We start from the raw sequence: 12,376 nt of genomic DNA, 5'->3' as shown, positions 1-12,376 counted from the left end.
CGGTCGCCGTGAGACCTTCCGCGACACGCCGCTTCCGCCCCGCCCCCGCCCGTCATTCCACTCGTACGGACCTACGGCCTCGGCACATTGCGCAGGTTCGAGCGGGCCATCTGAAGCATCCGCCCCACCCCGCCGTCCAGCACGATCTTGCTCGCGGACAGCGCGAAGCCGCTCACCATCCCGGCGCGGATCTTCGGCGGGATCGACAGGGCGTTCGGGTCGGTGACCACGTCCACCAGCGCCGGGCCCTTGTGCTTGAAGGCGTCCTTGAGGGCCCCGGCCAGGTGTTTCGGCTTCTCCACCCGTACGCCGTACGCCCCGCAGGCCCGCGCGACCGCCGCGAAGTCCGGGTTCTTGTTCGCCGTACCGAACGACGGCAGGCCGTCGACCAGCATCTCCAGCTCCACCATGCCGAGGGAGGAGTTGTTGAAGACGACGACCTTCACCGGCAGGTCGTACTGGACGAGTGTGAGGAAGTCGCCCATCAGCATGCTGAAGCCGCCGTCGCCGGACATGGCGATCACCTGGCGGCCGCGGTCGGTGAACTGGGCGCCGATCGCCTGCGGCATGGCGTTGGCCATCGAGCCGTGGGTGAAGGAGCCGATGATGCCGCGGCGCCCGTTGGGGGTGATGTAGCGGGCGGCCCACACATTGTTCATACCGGTGTCGACAGTGAAGACCGCGTCGTCGTCGGCCAGTTCGTCGAGGACCGAGGCGACGTACTCGGGGTGGATCGGCACCCGCTTGTCGACCTTGCGGGTGTACGCCTTCACCACGCCCTCCAGCGCGTCGGCGTGTTTCTTCAGCATCCGGTCGAGGAACTTGCGGTCGGACTTGGCCTTCACGCGCGGCGTCAGGCACGTCAGGGTCTCCCGTACGTCGCCCCAGATCGCGAGGTCGAGCTTGGAGCGGCGGCCGAGGCGTTCGGGCCGGACATCGACCTGGACGATCTTCACGTCGTCGTCGTGGGGAAGGAAGTCGTTGTACGGGAAGTCGGTGCCGAGGAGGATCAGCAGGTCGCACTCGTGGGTGGCCTGGTACGCCGCGCCGTAACCGAGCAGGCCGCTCATGCCGACGTCGTACGGGTTGTCGTACTGGATCCACTGCTTGCCGCGCAGCGCGTGCCCGACGGGGGCCTTGACGCGCTCCGCGAACTGCATGACCTGCGCGTGGGCGCCCGCCGTGCCGCTGCCGCAGAAGAGCGTGACCCGTTTCGCCTCGTCGACCATGCGGGCGAACTTCTCCAGCTCCGCCTCTCCGGGGCGTACGGCGGGACGCGTCGTCACCAGCGCGTGGTCACCCGCCCGCTCGGGGACCTGCTCGGACGCCACGTCACCGGGCAGCGACACCACACTGACTCCGCCGCGGCCGACGGCGTTCTGGATCGCGGTCTGCACGACGCGCGGCATCTGCTTGGGGCTGGAGATCAGCTCGCTGTAGTGGCTGCATTCGCGGAAAAGCTGGTCGGGGTGGGTCTCCTGGAAGTAGCCGAGGCCGATCTCGCCTGCCGGGATCTGCGAGGCGAGGGCGAGCACCGGGGCCATGGAGCGGTGCGCGTCGTACAGGCCGTTGATCAGGTGCAGATTGCCGGGGCCGCAGGAGCCGGCGCAGGCGGCGAGGGTGCCGGTGATCTGGGCCTCGGCGCCGGCGGCGAAGGCCGCGACCTCCTCGTGCCTGACCTGGATCCAGTCGATGCCGGAGGTCCGGCGGACGGCGTCGACGACGGGGTTGAGGCTGTCGCCGACGACACCGTAGAGGCGTTGCACCCCGGCTTTCACGAGGATGTCGACGAACTGCTCCGCCACCTTCTGCTTGGCCATGGGATGCGCACGCCCTTTCGGGAGAGGGAGATGGTCGGCCGGTCCTGCCGGTACGGTGCTGTGCCCGTGCTGTGCCGAGTCCATCAACCCATGCGGTACGCCGTTACGCCTCCCAGACCGCCACCGCCGTACGGTCGTCGGCGTACCCCTTCACCCTCAGGCTGGTGTCCGCGAGGTACGCGGCGAGGCCGGGTGGTTCGGCGGGGGCCCAGCGTTCGGCGAGTTCCTTGGCGAGGGACGGCTCGTCGCGCAGGGGCTCGGCGAGGCCGGGGCTGCACAGGAGGAGGGTGTCACCCGGGCGGGCCACCGAGGCCCGGAAGCGGAAGGGCTCGGTGGGCGGGGGCACGCTTTCGACGTACGGGGACGGGGGCGTCGTAATGCCGAGGTCCATGGTGAGGCGGTCGCCCTCGGGGGTCTCCGACGGGGGTGAGCCGAAGCCGACGACGGGCGCGCCGGTGACGGCGGCGGGCTCGGGAACGGCCGGCTCGATGTCCTGCCAGGAGCCGCCGCGCAGCCGGAACAGGCCGCCGCCGCCGATGCCGAAGAAGACCCTGGTCCGGCACGCGGGGTCGGCGGGCAGGAGGAGGCAGCGGAGGCTCGCCGTGTACTCCTCGGGTTCCAGGCCGAGTTCGGACGCGCGGGCGCGCAGCTTGCCGTAGCCGCGGTCGGTGAGGCGGTGCAGGCCGGACTTGAGGTCGCCCCTGCGACCCGCCCTTATGTCGTCGGCGAGGCGGGCGTGGCTGCGGCCGACGGCTTCGCCGATCCAGCGGCAGGCGTCGGCGGCGGCCAGGTGCGCGTTTCCGGCGGCGCGGGACCCGCCGGCCACCGCGACCAGGACGAGCGCGCCCGCGCCGCTGCCGAAGCGGGCGGTGAGCAGGGCGTCGCGGCGGGGTTCGCCGCGGTAGCGGGCGGAGTCGCCGCGGACGGAGGCGGCGCGCAGGGTGTACGTGCCGTACCGGGCGCCGTCGAGCACGGTGTCGGCAACGAGAGCGCCGAGTTCGCGGGGGTCGGCGGCGGGCAGGGCGGTGGGCTCGGCGTCGTAGGTCGGCGGGCGGTCCCCGACGAAGTCGGCGCGGGGGCGGCGGTCCTGGTCCTCCTCCCGGCGCCCGTCGCTGCCGGCCCCGGCGTTTTCCGCGGGGCGCCCGGCGTACGGGTCCGGCGGTGCCCCGCCGTACGGGGGCGCGGGAGGTGCCGGCCGCGGAGGTACGGGCGGGGGTGGCGCTGCGGCGTCCCGGGGGGCGCGGGCCTGCGGCGTGCGGTGGGGCGCGGCGGCGGTCCCTGGCCGCCGGTTCTCAGCAGGCGGCGGCTCCGACTCCCGCCGGGCGGGCGGCACTTGGGGTACCTCGGGCGGCTCCCAGGGGGCACGCTGCCGCGCGATGGCGGGAGGCGCGGGCGGGGACGCGGGCCGGGGCTTCCCTGTCGGCGGCGCGGGGGGCGGCGGGGGCGGCGGGAGCGGCGAAGCCGGTGCGGATTTCGGTGGAGTCGGCGCCGGTCCCGGTCCGAGCCGTGGCTCGGTCGAGGCGGGGTGGCGGGCGTCGGGCGGATCGGAGCCCGGTCCCGGCGCCGACGCCGACGAAACTTGCGGCTCCGGTGTGGGGGGTCCCGCGGGCGGCGGAAAGGGCGGGGCCGGAGGGTGTTTCTCCGCCGGTTCGGGGGGCCGGCCCGCTGCCCACCAAGGCGGCGGCTCCGGGGCCGGTCCGGTTCGCGGCGCCTCCGGCCGCCTCGGGACCGGGGGTTGCGGCGGTGGGGGCGGAGGGCGGCGTACGTCCGCTGCGGCGGTCGCGCCGGCCGCCTCGCGTCCCGGTGGTGGCGGCGACAACGTGTCCGTCGCCGAGTCGAAACGGGCGTCCAGGGTGTCGTCGTCCCCCTGGGCTGGACCCGTGTCCGGGACGGGCTCGTCGTCGTACAGCCGACCCCACCACTCGTCCTCGTTGGCGGTGCGCCTCTCCCCCTGCTGGCTCATGCCCCTATTGTCGACCGCAAGGGCCGTACGAAAACGGGGCATCAGGAAAAAGAAGTCCGCCGGGCGACCCCACCACCACGGAACTGACGCCCGGCGAACCGTCATTCGGCCGGCGAGGCTCACCCCGGCGCAAAGGCACTGTCCTCGGAGGCTGTTGGGGCTGCCGTGGCGCCACATTGGCAGAGTGACGGGTGGTGCGGGGATGATGTCTGCGGCGGGTTTACGCCGTGGCCGCTTCCCGCCACGAGCCGGTGGGCAAGATCGGAGCGCCGGGGGGGCGGAACCGAAGCGTCCGGGGAGGGTGTGGAGGGGTGCTGGGAGCCATTGGTCTCGACGAGGCCCAGGAGTCGACGTACCGCGCGCTTGTCGCGCTCGGTGCCGCGGAGGTCCCCGACCTCGCGCACCGGCTGACGCTTCCGGAGGCCGATACGGAACGCGCGCTGCGCCGCCTGGAGCGGCAGGGGCTCGCGGCCCGGTCGTCGGCCCGTACGGGACGCTGGGTGGCCGCGCCACCGGGGGTCGCGCTGGGCGCGCTGCTGACCCAGCAGCGGCACGAGCTGGAGCAGGCGGAGGTGACGGCGGCGCTGCTCGCCGAGGAGTACCGGGCGGAGGCGGCCGAGCCCGCCGTGCACGATCTGGTCGAGGTGGTGACGGGGGCGAGCGCGGTGGCGCACCGCTTCGTACAGCTGCGGCTCGGCGCGACCGAGGAGGTCTGCGCGCTGGTGACGGGGAATCCCGCCGCGGTCAGCGGCCTGGACGACGAGGCGCAGGAGCGGGCGGCGACGCGTGGAGTGACGTACCGGGTGGTGCTCGAACGCGAGGTGCTCACACTCCCCTCGGGGTTCACCGAGCTGTCGGCGGCGCTGGGGCGCGACGAGCAGGTCCGGGTGGTGGAGAACGTACCGACCAGGCTCGTGGTCGTGGACCGGACCGTCGCGATGGTGCCGCTGACGGGACGGGGCGCGGAACCAGCGGCCCTCGTCGTGCACGCGAGCGGGTTGCTGGAGTCGCTGACCGGGCTCTTCGAGGCGGTGTGGCGGGAGGCGCTGCCGCTGCGGCTGGGGGTGGACGGGAGGGCGTCGGAGGAGGGGCTGCCGGGCCCGGACGCCACGGACCTTGAGGTGCTGTCGCTGCTGCTGGCCGGGATGACGGACGCGAGCGTCGCGAAGCAGCTGGAGCTGGGTCTGCGGACGGTGCAGCGGCGGGTGAAGGGACTGATGGAGCTGGCGGGCGTGACGACCCGGCTGCAGCTCGGCTGGCATGCGTACGAGCGCGGCTGGGTCGCCAGACGCTGACCGGGAACACGGGGTATTCCGCTGCCCCCGCACCACGGGCGGCCCCTCCGACCTGCGGGGACAGCCCAGGTCCCGCACCCTGGGAAGATGGGCGTGTGGCAGCTCCTCCTGGTCGGCCTCGTCATGCTGGCCGGCCTGCTCGGCGTACTCGTGCCGGGCGTACCGGGCCAGGCGATCGTCTGGGCGGCCGTGCTGTGGTGGGCGCTGGAGGAGAAGACGGCGCTCGCCTGGGGCGTACTGATCGGCGCCACCGCACTGCTGCTGCTCAACCAGGCGCTCAAGCCCCTCCTGCCGGCCCGCCGCCTCCAGGAGTCGGGCGCCCCGCCGCGGACGCTGATGGTGGGCGGGATCGCGGGGATCGCCGGGTTCTTCCTGCTGCCGGTGGTGGGCGGGATCGTCGGGTTCGTCGGAGGCATCTACGGGGTGGAGCGGGCGCGGCTCGGCAGCCACGGCGGCGGCTGGGCCTCCACCCGTACGGTCATGCGCGCCATCGGATACCGGGTGCTCGTGGAGCTGTTCGCCTGCCTGCTGGTGGTCGGCGCGTGGGCGGGTGCGCTGATCTGGGGTTGAGGGTCTGGGGTTGAGGGTCTGGGGCTGAGAGTCTGAGGTTGAGGGTCTGGGGCTGAGAGTCTGGAGCTGAGGGCCGGTCCCCGGATCTCCGGGCACGGGCCGGCCCCACGACCGCAACTACAGCCTGCTGCCGACCATTTGTGGCTGACGGTGACGGTCGACCCCGGATGCCGAACCGGTGACCGACGACATCGTGAGCCTGACGCCGTGAGGCGTGGGAGGCGTCCAGGGTAAGGCGCAACTGCTGACCGGGCCGCACCAGCCGGGGTCGCGCTTCAGCGAGGAGCTGATCCGGCAGGGAGGTGTTCGGGCGTTACGCCGTCCACCGGTGCCGCACTGCGTACGACCGCCAGGGCCGCCACCCGGCGGTCCCCGCCTCGTCCCCCTCACCGTCCGGCGCCACATCCGGATCCCCGAGCGCCCGCATCCGGATCAGGCCGGCGGTCCTCGCGGTGATCCCCGGCAGCGCGCGCAGCGCCCGCTCCGCCTCGTCGCGGTCCGCTCCGGGATCCAGGCGTACGTCGCCGTCGGCGAGCGCGGTCGCCAGCGTCCGCAGCGCCGGGTCCTCGGCCCCGGTGAGGGCGCCCGGCTCGGGGAAGACGTGCGTCAGCGCGCCGCACGGCTGGTCGAGAACCTTCCCGTACGACTCGATGAGGCCGACCGCCGCCTCCCGGCCCACCAGCGCCCGTACCGCGAACTCGTCGGGGTCCGCGGCGCCCGGTGAGCGCAGCCCAGGTTGGGCGGCGACCAGCGGTGCCAGCGCCGGGTCGGCCGCGAGCCGCTCGTCGACGGCGTACGGGTCGGCGTCGAGGTCGAAGAGCCTGCGCAGCCGCTGGACGGCGGTGGTCAGGTCGCGCAGGTCGGTGAGGTGGATGCGGGCTTCGAGCCAGCCACTGTGCGGTGCCTCGTCCACGGCGGCGATGCCCGTTCCGTACGGCAGGCGCAGGGTGCGCCGGTAGGTACGGGCGCCGGGCTCACCGGTCATCTCCTCGACGCGCGGCACGGCCTCGCTCGCCAGCAGGTCGAAGACCTCCCTGGCGGCGTACGCCCCGCGATAGGCGAGTCGCAGCGGAATCCCGGCGGCGGGGGCGGGGCCCGCGCCGGTGCCCGCCGTCTTCGTGCCCGACTCCGCGCGCAGGAGGCTGGGGGTGCGGGCGTAGATCTGGCGGATGGTGTCGTTGAACTGCCGCACGCTCGCGAAGCCGGACGCGAACGCGATCTCCGTGACGGGCAGTCCGGTGGTCTGGAGCAGTACGCGGGCGGTGTGCGCGCGCTGGGCGCGGGCGAGTGCGACGGGGCCGGCGCCGAGCTCGCCCGTCAGCTGCCGCTGCACCTGCCGGGTGCTGTAGCCGAGCCGGGCCGCGAGCCCGGGCACGCCTTCGCGGTCCACGATCCCGTCGCCGATCATGCGCATCGCGCGCCCGACGACGTCGGCGCGAGCGTTCCAGTCGGCGGAGCCGGGGACGGCGTCGGGGCGGCAGCGGCGGCAGGCCCGGAAGCCGTTGCCCTGGGCGGCGGCAGCGGTGGGGTGGAAGCACACGTTCTTGCGCTTGGGGGTGACGGCGGGGCAGCTCGGCCGGCAGTAGATGCCGGTGGTGGTGACGGCGAAGAAGAACTCCCCGTCGAACCGCGCGTCGCGGCTGGTCACCGCCTCGTACATGCTCTCTTCGTCCATCACGCCATCCAGTGTGCGGCAGCGGTGGGCGGCGGACTGGCGGGATTCGGACACGGCGTCCGGGGCGGGGTGGCGCTCGAACGCCGGAGGGGCTGGAGAGTGCGGCCGAATCCAGCCCGTCCGGCGTTTGAGGACAGGCCCGGGGAGCATCCCGGGGGCTGAGCTTGCCCCCGGTTACGGGTAGCGCCGACTGCCGCCGCGCTTGGCGTTGAAGTTGGCGCGGCCCTCCGCCGACTTCAGCCGCCACTCGCGACCCATCTCCGCGCGGAGCCGCGCATCGGTCTTGGCGACGATGCGCCGGTTCTCCCGCAACAGTTTGCGGTAGCTCTCCAGCCGGCGGTCCGACAGCGAGCCCTCCTCCAGCGCGGCCAGCACGGCGCAGCCGGGCTCCGACTCATGGGCACAGTCGTGGAACCGGCACTGGGCCGCCAGCTCCTCGATCTCGGAGAAGACCTGCCCGACACCGGCCTCGGCGTCCCACAGCCCCACGCCGCGTAGTCCGGGCGTATCGATGAGCACTCCCCCGCCGGGCAGGGCGAGAAGGTTGCGGGTGGTGGTGGTGTGCCGGCCCTTGCCGTCGACTTCACGGGTGGCCTGCACCTCCATGACGTCCTCGCCGAGCAGCGCGTTGGCCAGCGTCGACTTTCCCGCACCGGACACCCCGAGCAGCACGCTCGTACCGCCCGACACGACAGCGGTGAGTACGTCGACGCCGTCGCCCGTCGTGGAACTGACGGGCAGCACCTGGACCCCCGGCGCGGCGGTCTCCACGTCCTCGACAAGGTACGAAAGCCCGGTGGCGTCCGGTACGAGGTCGGCCTTGGTGAGGACCACCAGCGGCTGTGCGCCCGACTCCCAGGCCAGCGCCAGGAAGCGCTCGATCCGCCCGAGGTCCAGCTCGACGGCGAGCGAGACCGCGATGATCGCGTGGTCGACGTTGGCCGCGAGGATCTGCCCCTCGGACCGGGTGGAGGAGGTGGAGCGTACGAACGCGGTGCGGCGCGGCAGGTACGCCCGTACGAACTGCGGGTCGCCGACGGGGTCGACAGCGGCCCAGTCGCCGGTGCAGATGACCCGCAACGGATCGTGCGGCGTCACGTAGGTGGTGTCGGCGCGGACGACGCCGTCGGCGGTGAGGACGTCGCACTGGCCGCGGTCGACCCGTACAACACGGCCGGGCAGCAGACCCTGGGCGGCGTACGGAGCGAACTGCGCCTCCCACACCTCGTCCCAGCCGTACGGGGCGAGAGGGTGCGACGCGGAGGAGACCCCGGACGTCGACGAGGCGGAAGCGGAAGAGCAAGTGGAAGTGGAAGTGGACGAGGCATGCAGGAAAGACAAGGGGTGACCCTTCACAAGGGTGGCCCCGGCACCGCGCATACAGACGCGGGGAAGAGAGGAAGGTCAGCCGGTGGCCACGGGAGTGGAATTGACGCAGTTCTGGATGAGGGCAGCGCCCATCGAAGAAACAGCCATCAGTCACACCTCCCGGATCACACACCGCTGAACACGGCAGCCACCGGCCACCGCGAAGAACGATCACAGCCTAGACCGGCCGTCGCGCACCACGCCAAGCATTTTCCGCGCCGCGCATTTTCCGGGCCAGGCACGTTCCACGGCCGACATCACCCCGTGGAAGGGAAGGCCAGTTCGGTCCAGATGGTCTTCCCGGAACGGGTGTAGCGCGTGCCCCACCGCTGAACGAGCTGCGCGACGATGAACAGTCCACGGCCGCCTTCGTCGTCGTCCCCGCTGTGCCGCAGGTGCGGGGAGGTGTGGCCCGTGTCCGCGACCTCGCACAGGAGCGTGCGGTCGCGGATGAGGCGCAGGTGCAGCGGCCCGCCGGCGTACCTGACCGCGTTGGTGACCAGCTCGCTGACTACGAGCTCCGTCGCGAACGACAGCTCGTCCAGGCCCCATTGCCGAAGCTGTGCGGTGGCCAGCTCCCGGGCGCGGCCCGGCGCGACCGGTTCGGCGGGCAGCTCCCATTCGGCGACCTGCGAGGTGTCGAGTTCGCGGGTCCGGACGAGGAGCAGGGCCGTGTCGTCGGCTGTGGTGCCGCCCGGCAGGAGTCGCGCCACGGCGCGGTCGCACAGTTCTTCCAGCGACGCCTGCCGGTCGCCGAGTACGCGTGCCAGGGTGTCGAGTCCGTGATCGATGTCGCGGTCGCGGGCTTCGACCAGGCCGTCGGTGAAGAGGGCCAGCAGGCTGCCCACCGGCAGCTCGATCTCCATGGACTCGAACGGCAGGCCACCGAGCCCGAGGGGCGGGCCGGCCGGCAGGTCGGGGAAGGACACACGGCCGTCCGGGTGCACGACCGCCGGGGGCAGGTGCCCGGCCCGGGCCATGACGCACCGTCGCGAGACCGGGTCGTAGACCGCGTAGAGACAGGTCGCCCCGGTGGTCACGTCCTCGAAGGCGCCGTCGAGTGTTCCCAGCTCGCCCCACTGCTCCTCCGCCGACTGTCCCACCAGGTCGTCGAGCCGCGTCAGCAGCTCGTCGGGGGCCATGTCCATCTGGGCGAACGCGCGTACGGTCGTGCGCAGCCGTCCCATGGTGGCGGCTGCCTGCAGGCCGTGGCCGACCACGTCCCCGACCACGAGTCCGACCCGTGTTCCGGACAGCGGGATGACGTCGAACCAGTCGCCGCCGACGCCTGACAGGTCGTCCGCGGGCAGGTAGCGGTAGGCCAGATCGACCGCCGACTGGCGCGGTACGTGCTGCGGCAGCAGCTGGCGCTGGAGGGCGAGGGCCGCGGTGCGTTCACGGGTGAAGCGGCGGGCGTTGTCGATGGACACCGCCGTACGGGCGACCAGCTCGTCGGCCAGCGCGATCTCACCGTTGTCGAAGGTGGCCGCGTCGGCGCCACGGACGAAGGTGACGAGTCCCAGAACGCTGTTCCCCGCCCGCAGCGGCACGACCAGGGTGGTGTCGTCGAGTACGAGGCCGCCCGAGGAGAGGCTGCGGTCCTGCGGCGAGCCCGGCGGGTACGCGACCGGGAGAAGAGGCCGCCGGCACTGCTCCCGCGGCTCCCTGGGCCGCACAGGCTGCCCCGGCGGTCCGGGCTGCCCCGGCGGTCCGGGCTGCCCCGTCTCCGCCGGCTCCGGCGGGCCGCCCTCCCCGGGCTCGACGGCCTCCGCTGCCGCCCCGGCCGACCGGCAGGCGACCTGCACGAGAGCCATCGCAGCCGAGCCGCCGGTGGCCGGCACCTCGCCTTCCAGTACCGACCTCGCGAGGTCGACCGTAACGGTGTCGGCGAACTCCGGGACGGCCACCTCGGTGATCTTCTCGGCGGTGACCAGCACGTCGAGAGCGGTGCCGATGCCCCGGCCGGCCTCGACGAGCAGGGCCAGCCGCTGCTGGGCCCGGTAGCGGTCGGAGATGTCGAAAGCGTCCTCGCACACTCCGAGCACGTGCCCGTCGGCGTCCTGGAGCCGGTAGTAGGAGCAGGACCAGAGGTGGTCCGTTTCCGGGTCGCTGGGAGGCCGGCCCAGGAAGTGCAGGTCGAGGATGGGTTCGCCGATGTCGAGTACGAGGCGCATCACCGCGTCGAGCGTGTGCGGGTACCCCTGCGTGACGAACCTGCCCCCGGAGTACAGCTCATCGGCCCGCAGGCCGCTGAACTCGGCGAACGGCAGCCCTATCTCAAGTTCGTAGGCCGTGTTGCACCAGGTCAGGCGCAGGTCGGTGTCGTAGATGGCCAGGCCGACGGGCGACTGGGTGGCCAGCCCGTGCAACAGCGCCAGCCGGGCTTCCCACGCCCTCAGATCCTTCAGCTCCGTCACCACGAGGACGCGCTCGGCCGTACCGGGGCCCGGCAGCGCGGACACCGCGGCCGCGACGAACAGCTCTCGCCCGTCCCGGTGCCGGGCGACGCGGATCTCGCTTCCCCGCACCGGGCCGACCGGAGCGGCGGCGGAGTCCTCCGCCGGAGGAACGGGGAGGGCAGGGGCCGGCCGGGCCGGCAGGAACGTCCCCAGGGGCTGTCCGACGACGTCGTGCGGCCGGTAACCGAGGAGCTCCTCGGCGGCGGGGCTCCATCCGATGACCGTGTCCTGGGCGTCGACGACCACCGTGGCCGCCCTGGTGACGTCGAGGGGACCACGGAAGTCGGCGCTCTGCGCCGCGTTCCACGCACTCATGGCGCCACACCAGCCCGGTTCATCCCCTACAGAATCCGCTGTGGCCGGGACAGGCACAACCGCGGTGCGTCCGCCCGGCGGCCACCCGACGGCTCACGCGGCGGCTCACCCAACGGCTCACCCGAGGCGAAGTACGGCGTTGGCGGGGGCGCGCTCAGCCGGTACGGCCCACTATCAGCCACTGCGCGGGCAGCTCTATGCGGGTGCCGTCCGCCCGGAACTCCGTCTGGGCGAGAGTGGTACGGCCGTCCGCCAGGACAGTGAGCCCCGAGGCGCGCAGGAGATCCGGCACTTCGTGGTCCTCGGACTCCGCCGGTTTCAGTCCGTGCGCGAAGACCCGTGCCAGCTTGGGCGGCGGTCCGCCCGGCTCCCGCATGATGTCCCGCAGTACGGTCTTCGCTTCGGCGGTCAGCTCCGCCACGAAGGCACGCCCCCGCTCCCCCACCAGCTCCGCGACCGCCGCAGCGATCAGTGGACGGTCCGGCGGATCACTCTGGTGGATGACGGCCCGCAGGTAGACGTTGCTGTCACCGAGCCGCTTGTGCAGCTCCCGCACGGCCACCGTGTCGGTCGCGTTGAGCTGCCTGAACTCGACCGTGCCCGCGGTGTCCGCCCGTCGCGCGTGAGCTATCCCCGCGTGCGAGACGTCTATGCCCACCGCACGGGGGAAGTGGCGTGCCAGGTAGCGGGTCTGCGTACCGTTCCCGCATCCGAGGTCGACCACGGGCAGTGCCGCGTCGACGTACGGTGCCAACAGCTTCAGGTGAGGCGCGGCGGTCAGCGACGGATCGCTGTCCCAGATCGCTTCGCCGGGGGCGTCCGGGGTGTCGCCCCAGTAGCTTTCCCATGCGTGTATGTAACGGCCGGTCAGAGTCATCGGATGCCCCCGGTGCGGATGGACGGACGGACGA

General features: G+C 72.9%; 8 protein-coding genes. 2 read left to right on the top strand and 6 right to left on the bottom strand.

Annotated elements, in window-relative coordinates:
• Positions 1-71: 71 nt before the first annotated feature.
• Entirely contained in the window at positions 72-1,820 is a 1,749-nt protein-coding gene (locus tag J7E91_RS12325; RefSeq protein ID WP_214901989.1) for a pyruvate dehydrogenase, read from the bottom strand.
• Between the two features lie 103 nt (positions 1,821-1,923).
• Positions 1,924-3,783: a protein phosphatase 2C domain-containing protein gene (locus J7E91_RS12320; protein ID WP_214901986.1), complete on the bottom strand. Its 1,860-nt coding sequence runs from the start codon at positions 3,781-3,783 to the stop codon at positions 1,924-1,926.
• A 311-nt stretch (positions 3,784-4,094) separates the two neighbouring features.
• Here J7E91_RS12320 and J7E91_RS12315 point away from each other — a divergent pair, with 311 nt between their 5' ends.
• Together J7E91_RS12315 and J7E91_RS12310 are read left to right on the top strand one after the other, a co-directional pair.
• Positions 4,095-5,078: a helix-turn-helix domain-containing protein gene (locus J7E91_RS12315; protein WP_214901984.1), complete on the top strand. Its 984-nt coding sequence runs from the start codon at positions 4,095-4,097 to the stop codon at positions 5,076-5,078.
• 87 nt (positions 5,079-5,165) lie between these two features.
• The gene (locus J7E91_RS12310; RefSeq protein ID WP_214901982.1) at positions 5,166-5,648 is read left to right on the top strand and encodes a DUF456 domain-containing protein; all 483 of its coding nucleotides are present in this window, start codon (positions 5,166-5,168) and stop codon (positions 5,646-5,648) included.
• A 313-nt stretch (positions 5,649-5,961) separates the two neighbouring features.
• Here the strand turns inward: J7E91_RS12310 and J7E91_RS12305 are convergent, their stop codons facing one another.
• From J7E91_RS12305 to J7E91_RS12290, 4 genes are all read right to left on the bottom strand, one after another.
• Positions 5,962-7,323 carry a DNA-3-methyladenine glycosylase 2 family protein gene (locus J7E91_RS12305; protein ID WP_214901980.1) on the bottom strand — a complete coding sequence of 454 codons (1,362 nt, stop codon included), beginning with the start codon at positions 7,321-7,323 and terminating at the stop codon, positions 5,962-5,964.
• 174 nt (positions 7,324-7,497) lie between these two features.
• Positions 7,498-8,655, bottom strand: a complete 1,158-nt coding sequence (gene rsgA, locus J7E91_RS12300) for a ribosome small subunit-dependent GTPase A (protein WP_251015578.1) — start codon at positions 8,653-8,655, stop codon at positions 7,498-7,500.
• 293 nt (positions 8,656-8,948) lie between these two features.
• On the bottom strand, positions 8,949-11,465 hold the full coding sequence (locus tag J7E91_RS12295; protein ID WP_214901976.1) for a SpoIIE family protein phosphatase: 2,517 nt from the start codon (positions 11,463-11,465) through the stop codon (positions 8,949-8,951).
• A gap of 154 nt (positions 11,466-11,619) precedes the next feature.
• Positions 11,620-12,342, bottom strand: coding sequence for a class I SAM-dependent methyltransferase (locus tag J7E91_RS12290; protein ID WP_214901974.1), 723 nt, complete (start codon positions 12,340-12,342; stop codon positions 11,620-11,622).
• Positions 12,343-12,376: the final 34 nt, after the last annotated feature.

Origin of the sequence: Streptomyces sp. ISL-99 (genome assembly GCF_018614005.1) — a bacterium.
Lineage (GTDB): Bacteria > Actinomycetota > Actinomycetes > Streptomycetales > Streptomycetaceae > Streptomyces > Streptomyces flavidovirens.
The sequence above is the reverse complement of the archived record's forward strand: the minus strand, read 5'-3'. Positions and strand labels throughout refer to the sequence as shown.